16 protein-coding genes and 1 pseudogene are annotated in these 16,342 nt (G+C 65.7%); 6 read left to right on the top strand and 11 right to left on the bottom strand.

Going from position 1 to position 16,342, the window contains the following annotated elements; all coding sequences use genetic code 11:
* Positions 1 to 6: 6 nt before the first annotated feature.
* From hisC to U5919_RS06530, 4 genes are all read left to right on the top strand, one after another.
* Entirely contained in the window at positions 7 to 1,104 is a 1,098-nt protein-coding gene (gene hisC / locus U5919_RS06545) for a histidinol-phosphate transaminase (protein ID WP_336022951.1), read from the top strand.
* Positions 1,101 to 1,649 carry an adenylate kinase family protein gene (locus U5919_RS06540; protein WP_336022950.1) on the top strand — a complete coding sequence of 183 codons (549 nt, stop codon included), beginning with the start codon at positions 1,101 to 1,103 and terminating at the stop codon, positions 1,647 to 1,649. Before hisC ends, U5919_RS06540 begins: the two co-directional genes overlap by 4 nt.
* A gap of 31 nt (positions 1,650 to 1,680) precedes the next feature.
* On the top strand, positions 1,681 to 2,307 hold the full coding sequence (locus U5919_RS06535; RefSeq protein ID WP_336022949.1) for a CDP-alcohol phosphatidyltransferase family protein: 627 nt from the start codon (positions 1,681 to 1,683) through the stop codon (positions 2,305 to 2,307).
* Between the two features lie 276 nt (positions 2,308 to 2,583).
* A complete protein-coding gene (locus U5919_RS06530) occupies positions 2,584 to 4,365 on the top strand; it encodes a helicase HerA domain-containing protein (protein WP_336022948.1) in 1,782 nt (593 codons plus the stop codon).
* A 201-nt stretch (positions 4,366 to 4,566) separates the two neighbouring features.
* Here the strand turns inward: U5919_RS06530 and tpiA are convergent, their stop codons facing one another.
* Entirely contained in the window at positions 4,567 to 5,211 is a 645-nt protein-coding gene (gene tpiA, locus U5919_RS06525; protein WP_336022947.1) for a triose-phosphate isomerase, read from the bottom strand.
* Between the two features lie 111 nt (positions 5,212 to 5,322).
* Positions 5,323 to 5,814, bottom strand: a pseudogene (locus U5919_RS06520) (multiprotein bridging factor aMBF1); the annotation flags it as partial.
* Between U5919_RS06520 and U5919_RS15990 the strand changes: the two are divergent.
* On the top strand, positions 5,750 to 5,911 hold the full coding sequence (locus U5919_RS15990) for a DUF8138 family protein (protein WP_486617188.1): 162 nt from the start codon (positions 5,750 to 5,752) through the stop codon (positions 5,909 to 5,911). The pseudogene U5919_RS06520 and the gene U5919_RS15990 sit on opposite strands and share 65 nt — an antisense overlap.
* A gap of 63 nt (positions 5,912 to 5,974) precedes the next feature.
* Here U5919_RS15990 and U5919_RS06515 read toward each other — a convergent pair whose 3' ends face one another.
* From U5919_RS06515 to aroC, 8 genes are all read right to left on the bottom strand, one after another.
* Positions 5,975 to 7,099, bottom strand: a complete 1,125-nt coding sequence (locus tag U5919_RS06515; protein WP_336022943.1) for a S1C family serine protease — start codon at positions 7,097 to 7,099, stop codon at positions 5,975 to 5,977.
* Positions 7,100 to 7,146: 47 nt separating this feature from the next.
* Positions 7,147 to 7,350 (bottom strand): DUF8143 family protein, encoded by a 204-nt coding sequence (locus U5919_RS06510; RefSeq protein WP_336022941.1) that lies wholly within the window; start codon positions 7,348 to 7,350, stop codon positions 7,147 to 7,149.
* Positions 7,350 to 7,568 carry a zinc ribbon domain-containing protein gene (locus tag U5919_RS06505; RefSeq protein ID WP_336022939.1) on the bottom strand — a complete coding sequence of 73 codons (219 nt, stop codon included), beginning with the start codon at positions 7,566 to 7,568 and terminating at the stop codon, positions 7,350 to 7,352. The genes U5919_RS06510 and U5919_RS06505 overlap by 1 nt, the downstream gene beginning before the upstream one ends.
* Positions 7,569 to 7,774: 206 nt before the next feature.
* A complete protein-coding gene (locus U5919_RS06500; protein ID WP_336022937.1) occupies positions 7,775 to 9,082 on the bottom strand; it encodes a DNA polymerase Y family protein in 1,308 nt (435 codons plus the stop codon).
* 205 nt (positions 9,083 to 9,287) lie between these two features.
* On the bottom strand, positions 9,288 to 9,716 hold the full coding sequence (lrpA1, locus tag U5919_RS06495; protein WP_336022934.1) for an HTH-type transcriptional regulator LrpA1: 429 nt from the start codon (positions 9,714 to 9,716) through the stop codon (positions 9,288 to 9,290).
* Positions 9,717 to 9,855: 139 nt separating this feature from the next.
* Positions 9,856 to 10,794 (bottom strand): thiamine pyrophosphate-dependent enzyme, encoded by a 939-nt coding sequence (locus U5919_RS06490; protein ID WP_336022932.1) that lies wholly within the window; start codon positions 10,792 to 10,794, stop codon positions 9,856 to 9,858.
* Position 10,795: 1 nt separating this feature from the next.
* Positions 10,796 to 12,691, bottom strand: coding sequence for a 2-oxoacid:acceptor oxidoreductase subunit alpha (locus U5919_RS06485; protein WP_336022931.1), 1,896 nt, complete (start codon positions 12,689 to 12,691; stop codon positions 10,796 to 10,798).
* Positions 12,692 to 13,017: 326 nt separating this feature from the next.
* The gene (gene aroC, locus U5919_RS06480; RefSeq protein ID WP_336022930.1) at positions 13,018 to 14,169 is read right to left on the bottom strand and encodes a chorismate synthase; all 1,152 of its coding nucleotides are present in this window, start codon (positions 14,167 to 14,169) and stop codon (positions 13,018 to 13,020) included.
* 177 nt (positions 14,170 to 14,346) lie between these two features.
* Here aroC and U5919_RS06475 point away from each other — a divergent pair, with 177 nt between their 5' ends.
* On the top strand, positions 14,347 to 14,826 hold the full coding sequence (locus tag U5919_RS06475) for a pyridoxamine 5'-phosphate oxidase family protein (RefSeq protein ID WP_336022929.1): 480 nt from the start codon (positions 14,347 to 14,349) through the stop codon (positions 14,824 to 14,826).
* Between the two features lie 177 nt (positions 14,827 to 15,003).
* Here U5919_RS06475 and aroA read toward each other — a convergent pair whose 3' ends face one another.
* A complete protein-coding gene (gene aroA / locus U5919_RS06470; RefSeq protein ID WP_336022927.1) occupies positions 15,004 to 16,305 on the bottom strand; it encodes a 3-phosphoshikimate 1-carboxyvinyltransferase in 1,302 nt (433 codons plus the stop codon).
* Positions 16,306 to 16,342 lie beyond the last annotated feature (37 nt).

The raw sequence follows: 16,342 nt of genomic DNA, 5'->3' as shown, positions 1-16,342 counted from the left end.
ACGGGTATGCAACCGAGGGACCTCTCTGAACACGAGGCGTACGTTCCCGGACGCGGGGCCGAGGAGGTCGCCCGCGATCTCGGAATGGACCCCGAGGAACTGACGAAGCTCTCGTCGAACGAGAACCCCCACGGCCCGAGCCCCGCCGCCGTGGAAGCGGTCGAGGCGGCCGCGCCCGACGTGAACGTCTACCCGAAGGCCTCCCACACGGACCTCACCGATCGGATCGCCGAGAAGTGGGGCGTCGACGCCGAACAGGTGTGGCTGAGCGCGGGTGCCGACGGGTCGATCGACTACCTCTCGCGGGCGTTTTTAGAACCCAACGACGACATCCTCGTGCCCGCGCCGGGCTTTTCGTACTACTCGATGTCGGCGCGGTATCACCACGGCGACGCCTCGACGTACCGGATCTCGAAGGAGACGGACTTCGAGCAGTCCGCCGAGACGATCCTGTCGGCCTACGACGGCGAGCGAATCCTCTTCGCGACGACGCCGCACAACCCAACGGGATCGGTTCTTTCGCGAGCTGACATCCGCACACTCGCCGAACGCGTCGACGAGCAGACGCTCGTCGTCGTCGACGAGGCGTACGCCGAGTACGCCGAAGAGCCGACCGCCATCGATCTGCTCGAGGAGTACGACAACCTCGCGGTGCTTCGGACGTTCTCGAAGGCCTACGGGCTGGCGGGGCTTCGGATCGGCTACGCGGTCGTCCCCTCGGAGTGGGCAGACGCGTACGCGCGGGTGAACACCCCGTTCGCGGCCAACGAACTCGCCTGTCGCGCCGCACTCGCCGCGATCGACGACGACGAGCACCTCGAACGCTCCGTGGAGACCGCCCGCTGGGCGCGGGAGTACTACCGCGACGAGTTCGACGTGCCGACGTGGGACTCCGGCGGCAACTTCGTCCTCTGTGAGGTCGGCGACGCGACGGCCGTCGCCGACGCCGCACAGCGCCGGGGCGTCATCGTCCGCGACACATCCAGCTTCGGCCTCTCGGAGTGCGTCCGCGTCTCCTGTGGCACCCGTGAGGAGACGCGCAGAGCGGTCGACGTGCTCAACGAGGTCGTCGCCGAGGTCACGCCGGAGGCGACAGATCCGTGAGTCGAATCGCGCTCACCGGAACGCCCGGAACGGGGAAGACGACTATCTCGAACCTCGTCGCCGAAGAGATCGGAACCGAGGTCGTTCACTTGAACGACGCGATTCGAGAGGCCGACCTGTTCACCGAGCGCGACGTCGAGCGCGACTCGCTCGTCGCCGACCTCGACGCGGTCGAAGCGTGGCTCGCGGACCGCGAGGTGCAGGGTGACAGCGGTGACGACGCCGACCGCGACACGCTCGTCGAATCGCACCTCTCACACCTCCTCGACGTCGCGCGCGTGATCGTGCTTCGGTGTCACCCCGACGAACTGAAGCCGCGGCTCCGAGAGCGCGGCGAGTCGGAGGCGTCGATCGCCGAGAACGCCGAGAGCGAGGCGCTCGACGTGATCCTCGCGGAGGCGGTGGAGCGTCACGGCGCGGAGGCCGTCTGGGAGATCGACACGACGGATCGAGCGCCCGCGGAAGTCGCGAGCGACGTCGCGGCCGCTATCGAGGGCGAAACCGAGCCACGGGTCGGCGTCGTCGACTTCGTCGAGTACCTATGACTCGGGGATCACCGACGCCGACGGAGGAACGATGACACTGGATCAGTACCGCGACCTCGCGGACCGACTGCTCGGCCCGTTCGTCGCCGCCGCCGATCGTCTGGGACTGAGTCCGGACGGCGTCAGCGTCGTCGCGTTCGGCTTCGCCGTCGCCGCCGGTGGCGCGTTCGCGCTCGCGACGCCGCTGTGGTACGCGCTCGGTGCGCTGTTCGTCCTCAGCAACGGCTGGCTCGACCTCGTCGACGGCGCGCTCGCGCGGGCGCAGGGCGTCGAGAGCGACGGCGGCGACCTCCTCGATCACGTCCTCGATCGCTACGCCGATATCGCGATGCTCGTCGGCCTCGCGGCCGGGATCGACGCCTACGCGCTCGGCCTCGCGGCGGTGACCGGCGTGCTGATGACCTCGTATCTCGGCACACAGATCCAAGCCGTCGGACTCGGCCGCGCGTACGGCGGCCTCGTCGGGCGTGCGGACCGACTGGCGATCATCGGCGTCGTCGCGCTCGTCGCCGCGGTCGCGCCGCTCGTCGTATCCGGCCCCGTTCGACCGCTCGGGCTGTCGCTCGTCGGCTGGCTCTTGGTCTTCTTCGCCGTGATCGGTCACGTCACGGCGCTGCAGCGCTTCTGGGGCGCGTGGTCGGACCTCGCGGAGTCGTAGCTGGCTGCCCGTTTCAGGAATTCGAGTCGTGGCGAACAGTCGGCACCCGCCCTAGCGACGCGCTCTCTCGACGCCGCCATCGCTCCCACGTCGACGTGCCGAGCAACCGCGGCCCGACGTGGGGCTCTCGTCAGATCACGGCGGTCTTGGCCGCGGGTTCGGGTATAAACCCTTGGCGCACCCGGAGACCCGGATGGACCTCGGTGCCGTCGCCTGACGAGTCGTGGACGACGTGGGGGAAGGAACTATTGTCCTGCGAAGGAGAGCACCCGATAGATGACCGAGGACACGGAGACGATCACCGTCGCGAACGTCAGCGAGGGACCGGGGGGCGACGGCGAGCGAGCACAGGGCACGGCAGTCGATCTGCCCGTCGTCGATATCCTCACGGGCCGGGGCTTTATCACCGGGAAATCCGGATCCGGAAAGTCGAACACGGCGTCGGTGATCATCGAGAACCTGCTCTCGAAGAACTTCCCGGTGCTCATCGTCGACACCGACGGGGAGTACTACGGGCTCAAAGAGCAGTTCGAGCTGTTGCACGCGGGCGCGGACGAGGAGTGCGACATCGTTGTCAGCCCCGAGCACGCCGAGAAGCTCGCACACCTCGCGCTCGAACAGAACGTACCGATCATCCTCGACGTCTCCGGCTACCTCGAAGACGACGAGGCCCAAGAGCTTCTGACCGAGGTGTCCAAACGGTTGTTCGCGAAGGAGAAGAAGCTCAAAAAGCCGTTTTTGATGCTCATCGAGGAGTGCCACGAGTACATTCCGGAGGGCGGCGGGATGACCGAGGCGGGGAAGATGCTCATCAAGATCGGCAAGCGGGGTCGAAAACACGGCCTCGGGATCGTCGGCATCTCTCAGCGCCCCGCCGACGTCAAGAAGGACTTCATCACGCAGTGCGACTGGCTCGTCTGGCACCGACTGACGTGGAACAACGACACGAAGGTCGTCGGTCGGATTCTCGGCTCGGAGTACGCCGACGCGATCGAGGAGATGGGCGACGGTGAGGCGTTCTTGGTCACCGACTGGTCCGATTCGCTCCGACGGGTCAAATTCCACAAGAAGCGGACGTTCGACGCGGGAGCGACGCCCGGTCTCGACGACTTCCAACGACCGGACTTGAAATCGGTCGACGGCGACCTCGTCTCGGAATTACAGAGCATCTCCGACGAGAAGGAGCGCCGCGAGAGCGAACTCGCGGATCTCCGCCAGGAACTCGAAGCGAAGGAGGCGAAGATCCGGCAGCTCGAACGCGAACTCGAAGAGGCCCGCGACCTCTCACAGATGGCGGACCAGTTCGCACAGGCGATGTTTCAGAAGGCCGAATCGCCGTATCGCGACGGCGACAGGAGAAACCTGAACCGTCCGGAAGAACGGCAGTCCGCGCTCGACCACTACGAGGCCGAGGGGGCTCCCGGCGAGCCTGAGGCGTCTCCCGATGCTGATGGTGATGGACGGGCATCGTCCGAACACGCGGCGGAGGCCGCTGACGACGAGATCGACGAGGAGATCGCCACCGCCGCCGCCGCGGGGGCCTATCCGGGGTTCGACGGCGGCCTAATCGACCGAGACGCCGACGAGATCGATCGGGACGTCCAACCCGAGCGCGCGCACGAGGAGACGGCGACGTTGACCGGACGAAAAGACGTCATCGAGCGACTGCGCGACGTCGTGGCGTCGCTACCGCCCGCCTCTCAACGGATGCTGGCGTTCTACCGCGAAGTCGACGCCTGCGATCCGATCGACGCCCACGTCGCCGCCGGTGAGGCCGGCGACAAACAGCTCGCCTACAGTCGGAACGGGTTGCTCCGACGAGCGGAGTTCATCGAGCACGTCGGTCGCGGCCGATACGCGTACGCCCTCCCCGCGCTCGTCCGTCGGGAGTTCGCCGACCGGCTCGACGAGGACGAACTTCGCGACGTCGTCGCGGCCGTCGAAGACGCGTTCCGTCCCGAGAAACTCGTCTCTCAGGGGGACCTCGCCGACGACGGAGATTCCGAAGTCGACGGAGCGAGCGTAGAGAGCGACGGTGGCGACCGTTCCGGCGTCTGACACTCCTTCGACACAACTGTTTGGAGAGATTCGTCTCGGGATGACGAGAGCCGTCACAGACTTGTGTTCGACGGCATAAGCCTTCCCGTTCTCGGACACGAGGTTCGCAGCGTCCGAGATACCGCGAAGAACCGCCGACGGGTCGTCCGAGGGCTTCCAGCGCCGCGCGCGGGTCGTCCGAGCGCTATCGAGATCGGTTCCTCAGAGCGGTTCGACAAGCGCTTCCAGCGCCGCGCGCGGGTCGTCCGCTTTCGCGACGCCCGACGCGAGGAGGATGCCGGTCGCTCCCAACTCGCCCGCGGTGACGACGTCCTCGCCGGAGGAGATCCCCGCGCCGCAGAAGACGTCGACGTCCGAATCGACGGCCCCCGCGGCCGCGACGGCGTCTTCGACGATGTCCGGATCCGCAGTCGCCACCGAGACGTCGCCGCCGATGAGTTCGGGCGGCTCGACGGCGACGCTGTCGGGACCGAGCGCCGCCGCCGCCCCGATCTGGGTGGGGTTGTTCGCACAGACGCACGTTTCGAGACCCGCGCGCTCTGCGGCGCGAACTGCGCCGTCGATGTCCGCGAGCTTCAACCGCTTCTCGGAGTGGTTGATGAGCGTCCCGACTGCGCCCGCCTCCGCGACGGATTCGGCGAGCGTGCTGCCGGTGTGGCTGCCGTGGCCGTTCGAGTCGACGTGTTGGGCCCACGTCTCGACGCCGGTGTCGGCGACGCGGGCGACGTCGGCCGCCTGCGGCGAGACCGCGATACGGACGTCCGCGGCGTCTGCCACGTCGCGCGCGGCGGTCGCGACCTCGATCGGGTCACACGGGTAGGCCTTGAGATTAACTAGGATGAACACGTGCGTTCGTGTGAACCACGGCACAAAATAGGTTGCTCTTGACGCTCTGGATGGAGACGCGAGGCTGATTCTCTCCACCGAAGAACCGCATCGAATCGATTTCGGTTCCGATCAGTCCTTTCGCTTGACGACGTCGCCGAGCGTCGTCGTCGTCGACGACCCGCCCGACCACTCGCTGTCGTCGGTGTCCTCGCCCTCGACGAGCGAAATTTCGAGTTTCCGTTCGAGTTTCTTCTGCACGTCGTCGGAGGGGAGGATATCACCGCGTTCGAGTTTTCGGATCAGACTCGCCTTCTCGTTGAGCGACTTCGCGAGGTCCTCTTGGCTCAGTCCGAGTCCCTCCCGCGCCTCGCGAATGCGCTGGTCGTAGTCGGCCGCGACCTCGTCCATCGTATCGAACATATCGCGGCGTCGGCGGGTCGATCCGCCCGACGAACCGCCGCCACTCGACGAGGACGCGCTCGAAGCGCCGCTCGACCCGGACGATTTGGAGGTGCTCGACGTCGAGTACTTCGTCGACTGAGACGAGCTCGACTCAGTGCGGACCTCGGTGCCGAACTCCTTGCAGTCGTCGCACAGTTCGAGTTCGGCCCCCTCGACCTTGACCGTCGTGAGGGACGGCCGCTCATTGCCGCACATCTCGCACTGGGGCATACTCCGTCGTAGTCGAGGGGGCGATATAAAGGACACGCCACGGTGAAACAGGGTCGCCGCGTGTGGCCACCGGAAGCGGCGCGCGTATCTAGGCCGTTCGGCTCCCGTGCTACGTACCGGGACGCGCCCCGAGGGTCACGTCGACAGTCGTCACGTATCCGTCCCGCTGGACGGTCAGCGTCACCACCTCGCCGGGGCTCGTTTCCAACGCGAGGTGGCTGCTGAGGTCTTCGGTAGTAAGGATCGTTTCACCCCCGATCGAGAGGACGACGTCACCGCCGATCCTGACGCGCGAACCGTCAACAGTTCGGAGTTCGGAACCGCCGCTGAGAAGCCCCGCTGACGGCCCGTCTTCGAGAACCGACGTTACCAGTACGCCCCTCGGTCCTGTCAGTCCCATCGTACCGGCCAATTCCGGAGTCATCTCAGCGAGCGTGACGCCCAAGAACGGGTGCTCGTAGGACCCGTTGGCGATGAGACCCGGGACGACTCGTCCGGCGAGCGCGGCCGAGATCCCGAAACCCACGTTCTCGCCGATCTCGGAGTTGATCACGGCGACCACGTCGCCGTCGAGCGACAGCAGCGGTCCGCCGCTGTTCCCCGGATTGACCGCCGCGTCGGTCTGTATCGCGTCCGGAATCTGTGCTCCCGTGGGAGCCGGTGCGGACCTGTCGACGCCGCTCACGATGCCGGTCGTCATCGTCCCGTCGAGGTCGAACGGATTGCCGAGGGCGACGACTTCCTGCCCGACTGTCGGCTCGCCTTCCGCGAAGGATAACGGTTCCCGGTCTCGAGTCGACGCGGGCAGTTCGACCACTGCTAAGTCGCTGCGGGAGTCGGTGCCGACGATGTCACCGGCAGCCCACTGGCCCCCGCTGAACCGGAGGTCCGCCGTCGCGGCGTCATCGACCACGTGGGCGTTCGTGACGACGCACCTCGAGTCGGCCACTGCAGCGGAGTCGGTATCGAGAGCGGGGTCGACGACGAATCCGGTCCCCCGTCCCCGATCGGTTTGGACGAGCACGACGGCGTCGATTGTTTCGCGGTAGACCCGGCTGTAGGGACTCGTCGGCGTCGCCGAGCGCGCTGGAGACCGCTCGGGACTCGATGTCGATGTCGTCTTCGCCTGTCTCTCGGCGCTCGGTGCCTCCGCGCTACACCCCGCGAGCGCGGCGAGGATCCCCGCCCCGCCGAAACCGAGGAGTCGTCTGCGTGTCGGCGTCGGCTCGTCCATCCGTGGGGACGGTTCGTGGAGGACACTTATGATCGCTCCGCAGTTCGTCAGCGGTCACGGGAGTCCGATCGGGCGACTCGTCGGGACTCTTCGCTGGACGCTCGCTCGGCATCTCGCCGTGCTGCCCGCTCACCCTCGCGACGGTCCATCGTCTCTCTCCGGTCGTGCTCGGCCCGCACCAACGCATAGAGTACGAGCGGAACCGCGACGGCGAACAGCAGGACGACGAGCGCGAACGCACCGCCGAGCATCAGCCGAGAAAGACGTCGACGATGTCGCTGCTGCCGGACGTCGCGTCGCGATAGAGCTCCGAGTACCCGCAGTTCGTACACGAGACGACCTTGAAGCTGTTCGTCTGGATGTCGAACATCTTCGAGAGACCGCCACCCGTCGTCGAGATCGTTCCGACCTCGGTTTCGGTGTGACCGCACTTCGGGCATCCGCGATCGGTGTCTGGTTGGGGGACCATAGGGACAACCAATCGCGTCACCGGCATCAGTTTTTGCCCGCTACCCCGCTGTTGCCACGGATTTATATACGAAAGCGCGGCCAGTCGAGCCGTGAGTTAAGCCTCGACCGCGAGCGGTCACGGCGGGTGTGCGGCGCGCCGTCGCGGGTTCTGTCGATGCGCCGCCTGTTTGCCTCACTGTTCGGACCGTCAATCGGTCAGTCCCGTCAGCGCTGGCTTTCGAAGTCGTCCAGCGAGATCTGCCCCCGCGACGTCTCTGATCGCCCCTCGTCATCTCTCGACCGAGAGTCTCTGCTCGGTGTGGCTCCCCCGTCCGCCGCCTCTTCCGCGCTGTCCCATCCGTCGAGCCGGGCCTGCTCGCCCGAGGCGAAGGAGAGATTCGAGACCCGGACGCCGAGTTTCCGAACCGCGCTGTCGTCGAACTCCTCGATGAGTTCGAGTGCGACCGACTCGACGAGGTCTGGATCGTCGACCGGCCCCGGGAGCGACCGCTCTCGCGTGTTGACGTTGTAGGGCGGAAGAACGGCCTTGATTCCGATCGTCCGGTAGGTCGCGTCTCGGCTTCGTGCCCGCGCTGCGACGTCTTCGGCCAGCGCGGCCAGCGTCTCGCGTTTGGCCTCTCGGTCGGCCGTCGCCTCCGAGAACGCCGACTCCCGCGAGAGGCTCTTCGGTCGACCGGTCGGCGTCACCTCGCGGTCGTCGCGACCGCGGGCGCGGTCGTGCAGTTCGACGCCCCGCGAACCGAATCGCGAGCGGAGTGCCGACGGGTCGGCGTCGGCCAGATCACCGGCGGTCTCGACGCCCAGTTCCGAGAGCCGATCGGCCGTCACCGGGCCGACCCCGTGGACCGAGCTGACCGAGAGCGGGTCCAGAAACTCGCGGACGTCGCCCGGTTCGACGACGACCAGCCCGTCGGGTTTGTCGTGATCGGAGGCGATCTTCGCCGCGGACAGGTTCGGAGCGACGCCCACGCTGGCCGGGACGCCGACCTCGCAGGCGATCCGCTGTTTGACGTGGCGGGCGTACCCCTCTGCGAGCGTTCGATCGTCGTCGGGAGCGCGCTGCCACCCGGTGCGATCGGTAACGTCGAGATACGCCTCGTCGATGCTCACCTCGCGGACGACGTCGGCGCACTCGTGAAGGATCTCCTTGACCGCCGCCGCGACCGACCGGTAAAACTCCAGATCGACCGAGCGGTAGTGACCGACCTCCCCGGAAGTCGATTCGTCTCCCGTTGTGCCGTCGGTGTCGGCGTCCGAGCGCGGGAGCCGTTCGAGCGCCTGTGAGATGGGTTGCGCGCTCTCGACACCGTACTCGCGCGCCTCGTAGCTCGCCGTCGCCACGGCACCGAACGTCTCGCCGGACTCATAGCCCATTCCGACGACGACCGGTTCGCCGCGGAGCCCCGGCTCACGGAGCCGTTCGCACGAGGCGTAAAAGCAGTCCATATCGACGTGCAGGACGATCCGCGGGGATCGTTCGGCTTCGACGCCCGGGAGAGTCTCCTCGCTCATCGTCGTCGGAGGCTCGAGAGGTCGATCGCAGAGATTGGATTCATCGATACGTCTCGACGGGGGATCGGTACGGGAGGCTACGCGGAGGAGTCACTATAGCGTTCGCAAACCGGACCGGAAGTGAAATCAAGCGAAACCGTGCGAATAGCCGATCGATCGCGGCCCTCGACGGAGTTCGCCATTCGGTTCGATCGGTTGAGCCGTGCTACTTCAGCCGTTCCTGCAGGAACGACGGGTGCGCGGCAGTAATCCCGTCGATCGAGAGCAACGTCTCCGCGATGACCTCGCCGAGCGCGTCGCCGTCGGTAGCGCGGACCTCCGCCATCAGCATATGATCGCCCGAGGAGGTGTACAGCGACTCGACCGCGTCGAGCGCTTTCAGTTCGCGCGTCGCCTCGACGTAGCGTTCCGAGGCGACGTCGAGACCGACGAGCGCGATCGACGTCTCCGAGAGCTTCTTCGGGTCGACGTCGGCGGAGTAGCCGATGATGACTCCTTCCTCCTCCATCTGCCGGATGTACTTCCGGACGGTGGGTTTGGAGACCTCTGCCCGCTCTGCGATCTCGGCGTACGACGCTTGCGCGTCTTCCTCGAGGACGTCGAGAATGCGGCTCTCCGTCGAGGTGGCTTCCATACCCACCTCTTTCGTGTGCCAGAAAAAATACCTTCCGAATGCAAAAACCGAACTCACGACGACGAAACAACGGGTGTCGGACCCGAAGACCGCGGCACCGGGACGGCGAAATAACCGCTCGACCCGGCGTCAGTCGCCGCTACTTGTGCTTGTCGAGGAACGTGTCGTAGACCCGCTCCCACTCGTACTCCTCGTCGAAGTACCGCTCTGCGAGCGGTTCCTCGGGGATTTCGCCGATTCGTCGCTTCTCCTGCTGGTAGGACGGTCGGTCCTCGTCGACGTAGTAGCGGCCGGTGAGGACGGTGCCCTCGTTGAGGACGTTCTCCGTCTCGAACATCATCTCGGAGGCCTCGTTCCGATCGGTGTTGTCGAACTCGTAGTCCTCGGAGTCGTTGACGTCGATGTACGGGACGTATTGCTTTGCGTCCTTGTTCCACGTCGGACACTGCGTGAGGAAGTCGATGTGGGAGAACCCGTCGTGCTCGACGGCCTCGACGATGATATCCTTCGCTTGGTTTGGATTGACAGCGGCGGTCCGAGCGATGTAGGACGCGCCGGCGTTCAGCGACATCGAGAGCGGCCGGATCGGGTCCTTCGCGGAGCCGTGGGGTTGGGTCTTCGACTTGTGGCCTTTCGGCGACGTCGGCGAGGTCTGGCCCTTCGTCAGCCCGAAGATCTCGTTGTTGAACACGATGTACGTCATATCGTGGTTCTCGCGGGCCGTGTGTATGAAGTGGTTCCCGCCGATCCCGTAGCCGTCGCCGTCGCCGCCGGCGGCGATGACCGTCAGTCCGGGATTAGCCAGTTTGGCCGCTCGCGCGATCGGGAGCGATCGGCCGTGGATCGTGTGGAACCCATAGCTGTCGAAGTAGCTGTTCAGTTTGCCCGAGCAGCCGATGCCGGTGCAGACGAGCATCTCCTCGGGGGAGAGACCCAACTCGGCGGCGGCTCCTTTCAGGGCCTTCAGAACCCCGAAGTCGCCGCAGCCGGGACACCACGTGGGCTGCGGTTCGACGCCGGGCGTGTACTCGTTACGGTCGTGTTCGGCGTGTTCGCCGATTGCACTGAATGCGCTCATATTAATCACTCGCTGCGGGGACGAATTTGGTCTCGTGGCCGGGCAGAGTCCCGTCCTCGACGATGCTGGTGACGAACCCGTCGACGATCTCCGCGGGCTCGAAGGGGTTACCGTTGTACTTGAGAAGGCTCGAGAGCTTCTCCCCGTAGCGACCGAGCTCCTTCTGCGTCAGACCGCGGAACTGCGCTGAGGCGTTCATCTCGACGACGAGCACCTGATCGACGCTCTCGACGAACGCCGTCACTTCCTCGACTGGGAAGGGTGCCATCTCGGAGACGCCGAGCATCTTCACCGCGTGGCTCTCGTCGTTGAGGCGATCGATGGCCTCTTCGACGGTTCCCTGCTGGGAACCGAACGTCAGAATGCCGTATTCGGCCTCTTCGGGCCCGTAGTGGGTGTTCGTTCCCTCGTCTCCGTCGAGGTCGGCGCGGATAGCTTCCATCTTCTCCATCCGACGGTTGACCTGATTGACGCGGTTGTCGGGGTCCTCCGAAATGTGTCCGGCGGGCATATGCTCGTTGCCGGTCGCGAGGTAGCGACCGCCCGCTTGGCCGGGGATCGACCGCGGACTCACGCCCTTTTCGCCCTCGTGTTGGAAGCGGTTGTACTTCCCGGAGGGGTCGTGCGGCGCGTCTTCGAGCTCCGCCTCGGTGATGATCGAGCCGAGATCGGCGTTCGGTTCCTCGTCGAAGACGCTCGCGGGCACGTTCTGCAGTTCGCCGCCGTTCTTCTGGTCGTAGAGGACGATCGACGGGATCTGGTACTCGTAGGCGATCTGGAACGCCCGTCGCGTCTGTTTGTACGCTTCCTCGGCGTTCGAGGGCGCGAAGACGACGCGGTGGGAGTCGCCCTGCGAGGTGTATAGGACGTGTTCGAGGTCGGCCTGTTCGGGTTTCGTCGGCATTCCGGTCGAGGGACCGGCGCGCATCGCCTCGACGAGGACGACCGGGGTCTCGGTCATCTCCGCGAGGCCGAGCGGTTCCGACATCAGCGCGAAGCCGCCGCCCGAGGAGCCGGACATCGCCTTCACGCCCGCGTGGGAAGCGCCGACCGCCAGCGCCGCCGCGGCGATTTCGTCTTCGACCTGTTCGGAGATGCCGCCGACCTCCGGGAGGTTCTGCGACATAATCGTGAAGACCTCGGTCCACGGCGTCATCGGATAGCCGGCGATGAAGCGACAGCCCTCGTCGAGCGCGCCGTAGGCGATGGCGTCCGATCCCGAGATGAGGACCTGCTCCTCGTCGTGTTCGCCCGCCGGCACCGACACGTCCGGCGCGTCGGCGTCGAACTCCTCGCGGACGGTGTCGTAGGCGTCGTCGAAGACCGACATATTCGGCTCGAACACTTTCTCCGGCATCGAGTCCTCCATCAGGCTCTTGATGACCTGTGGCTCGATGTCCGCGATGGCGCAGGTGACCGCGACACCGGCGGTGTTGCGCATCACTTCGCGACCGTGATCGCGAGCGATGGTCCGGAGGTCGATGTCGTAGACGTGCCAGCCGTTCTCCTCGACGCGTTCGTCGAAGTCCGGGATGTCGTCGGTGTCGAGTAGGCCGGAGTCGTAGACGATAACGCCCCCCTCGTCGAGTTCGTCCAGATTCTCCGACAGCGGTTTGACCTCCTCGTTGCCGTAGTAGGCGTTCTCCTGTGGGTTTCGAGCGAAGGAGTCACCGAGAGCGAGCAGGAAGTTGTACCCGTCGCCACGCGACCGCACCGGATCCGCCGAGACGCGAACCTCCGTGTACGTGTGGCCGCCGCGGATGCGCGACGGATAGTGACGATGGGTGAATACGTGTAACCCCGCTCGCATCAGGGCCTTCGCAAAATTCTGACTCGTCGAGGCGATCCCGTCTCCGGAACCACCCGCGATTCGCCAGATGAGTTCGTCGTCAGTCATATCTGAGCTCACGGCCCGAGTGGGCCACTACCGAAAACTTTCGGAAGGAGTCGATTAAAGCCTTTGCTATAAGTTACCAAGGAAAGATGATGATGTTCCTGATTTGCCACCGAAACGAGTAGCCAATCCACGTGTAATTGAATTAAAACCAAAGTAATAGTAATATATTTAGAAGATTTTGATACTCTACCGCATCAGTTGACGGGACCGTCACAACGTCACTGTCGGAGCCGCAGTCACTTTCCGAACATATCGGTCTATTTCCCGCAAATCCCGATATAATCGCAGATTCGACCGAAATATACGGAATCCCTCTATCGCAGGGGCTACTCGTTCTGGGGGCTAGACGGGTGATAGTCGGTGTCGTACTCGCCGGGTCGGTCGTCGAGTCGGTCGGGGTTGATCCGACCGCCGAGGAGCATAAAGTCGAGGATCGTGAGGTTCAACATCGCCTCAACGACGGGCACCGCACGCGGCGGCAACACGGGGTCGTGTCGGCCGACGACTTGGATCTCCTTCTCCTCGCCGGTCTCCCAGTCCACCGTCTTCTGCTTTTTCGGAATCGACGTCGGCGCGTGCCACGTGATCTCGCCGTAGATCGGTTCGCCGGTCGTGATGCCGCCCTGCAGGCCGCCGTGTTTGTTGCCCTCGGGAACCGGGTCGCCGTCACTATCGAACTCCCAGTCCTCGTTTCGGTCTTTGCCGGTCCACTCGCGAGCCTCCCGACCGAGACCGAACTCGAACGCCGTCGTCGCCGGGATCGACATCATCGCTTGGCCGAGTCGCGAGGGGAACGCGTCGAACCGCGGCGCACCGAGGCCCCGCGGGACGCCCTGCGCCTCGAAATAGATGGAGCCGCCGATCGAGTCGCCCTGCTCTTGGTACTCGTCGATCAGTTCGCGCATCTCCTCTGCCGTGTCAGGGTCGGCACAGCGCACCGGATTCTCCTCTGTGTGTTCGAGCAGCTGCTCGAAGCTGACCTCGGGGGCCTCGATGTCCCCGATCTGGTTGACGTGCGCCTTTACTCGGATGTCCTGCGATTCGAGGATCTTCTTCGCGACCGCGCCCGCCGCGACCCAGTTGACCGTCTCGCGCGCAGAGGAGCGCCCGCCGCCGCCCCAGTTCCGCGTCCCGAACTTCGCCGAGTACGTGAAGTCGCCGTGGCTCGGCCGCGGGGCCGTCACGTACGGCTCGTACTTGCCGGAGCGCGCGTCCTTGTTCTCGATGACCATCCCGATCGGCGTCCCCGTCGTGTAGCCGTCTTGGACCCCCGAATTGATCGACACCGCGTCGGGTTCGCCTCTGGAGGTGGTGATCATCGACTGTCCCGGCTTTCGTCGGTCGAGCTCGGCTTGGACGTCGTCCTCGTCGAGTTCGAGCCCGGCCGGACAGCCCGAGACCGTCACGCCCATCGCGTCGCCGTGGCTCTCGCCGTAGGTGGTGACCTGAAAGAGCCGACCGAATCGGTTCCCGTTCATTACCTCGCCGTCGTGGTTCCGGGCATATATACGTTGCAGAAACGCGCAATCGAAGGGCTCAGCGCGGGAACGACTATTTCGGTCCGCCGTCGACCGGCGGGGAGTCGGCTCTCCCCGATCGCAGGAACGACTATCCGCACGTGCGACGTAGTTCTACGCCCGGTTCGCTCGGAGTCGATGTCCCGGGATATTATGGAACACATCGAGTACGCGTACACGTGCGGTATGGACGACGAAGCGGTTCGAGAGCGGCTCGAAACGACCGAGACGGGCGTGTTGGCGCTCTCGAAAAACAACGACAGCTACGCCGTCCCGCTGGCGCACTACTACGACGGCGAGGGGCTCTACTTTCGACTCGGCGTGACGGAGGGGAGCACGAAGCAGGCGTTTCTAGACGCGACGGAGACCGCCACGTATGTCCTCTACGACACCGAACCCACCGAGGACGCGCGAGAGTTCGACTCGTGGAGCGTCGTCGTCAGCGGCGCACTCAGCGAGATACCGAACGCGGAACACGATCGGTTCGACACCGCCGAGATCAACAGTCAGTTCTCGCCAATCCGCGTCTTCGGCGAGGAGATCGACGAGATCGACATTCGTATTCTCGAACTCGAAATCGAGTCGATCGCGGGCCGAGAGACCTCGAAATCGTCGTGAGGTATTGGGTCTCCCGTCGTGCTGTGGTCGGATGCATCGTCGTGACCATCGTCGTAACGTACCCGCGTCCGGCCATCGAGGCGGCACGCGCTGCCCGGTCGTCGGCGTCGAGTATCCGACTCAGTTGTCGACATCGAGTGTCCGGCTCAGTTGTCGGCGTCGACGCCGCCGCCCGAATTACTCGGTCTGCTCGACCGTGACGCCGATCGACGCCATCGTCTCGAAGAAGTCCGGGAACGACACGTCGACGTGTTCGCCGCCTTCGATGGTGGTCTCGCCGTCAGCGACGAGCCCCGCGACCGCCAGCGACATCACGATTCTGTGGTCCGCGCGACCGTCGACGCGCGCGCCCTCGAGGTCCGTCTCGCCGCCGTGGACCGTCAGCCGGTCCCGTTCCTCCGTGACCGACGCCCCCATCTTCGCTAACTCCTCGGCCATCGCGCTCACGCGATCGGTCTCCTTGTAGCGGACGTGCTCGCAGTTCTCGATGACGGTGTCGCCGTCGGCGACCGCGCCGAGGGCGGCGATCGTCGGCAGTAAGTCGGGCGTGTCGCCGACGTCGACCGTCGTCCCCGACAGCGACGCGCGGGTGATCGTGAGCTCGCCCGCCTCGCGGTCCCAGTCGATCGTCGCGCCCATCGCTCCGAGGATCTCGACGATCGCGCTGTCGCCCTGCGCGCTCGGTCGCGCGCCCTCGACGACGACGGTCTCCCCGTCCGCAGCGGCGACCGCGCCCGCCGCGAGGAGATACGACATCGAGGAGAAGTCGCCGGGGACGGCGTACTCGCCGCCCACGGGATCGTAGGACTGCCCGCCGGGGACCGAAAAGCCCTCCGAGGTCCGCTCGACGTCGACGCCGAAATCCCGGAGAACTTCCAGCGTGATGTCGACGTACGGCGCGGACTTGAGTTCGGTTTCGAGTTCGATATCGATCCCCTCGTCGGTTACCGCGCCGGCCATCAGCAGGGCCGTGATGTACTGCGAGGAGACGTCGCCGGGAATCGACACGCTACCGCCGGGCGTGTTGCCGCCGACGACGAGCGGGGCTTGGCCGTTGCCGCGCGTCGACTCCGCCCGTCCGCCGAGCTGTCCGATCGCGTCGAGCAGCGGCCCCTGCGGCCGCGACCGCAGCGAGTCGTCGCCGGTGAAGACGCAGAGGCCGTCGGCGAGCGCCCCGCAGCCGGTGACGAGTCGCGTCGTCGTCCCCGAGTTCGCGCAGTCGATCACGTCGTCCGGAACGTCCGGGCGACCGCCGAATCCCGTCACGTCGATTCGGGAGTCGTCGGGAGCGCGGTCGACCGCCCCGCCGAACGCCTCGACCGCGCGCATCGTCGCCCGCGTGTCGGCGCTCACGAGCGGGTCGGTGACGGCGGCCGCTTCGCCGTAGCCCGCCGCGAGGATCGCGCGGTGCGTGTAGCTCTTCGACGGCGGTGAGCGCACGCGCCCCGCAACGCGTGACTGCGAGATGGTGACGTCCATAGGTATCGTAGGACGCGGGGGCGGTATGATACTTGCT

Origin of the sequence: Halobellus sp. LT62 (assembly GCF_037031285.1) — an archaeon.
GTDB lineage: Archaea > Halobacteriota > Halobacteria > Halobacteriales > Haloferacaceae > Haloquadratum > Haloquadratum salinisoli.
The sequence above is the reverse complement of the archived record's forward strand: the minus strand, read 5'-3'. Positions and strand labels throughout refer to the sequence as shown.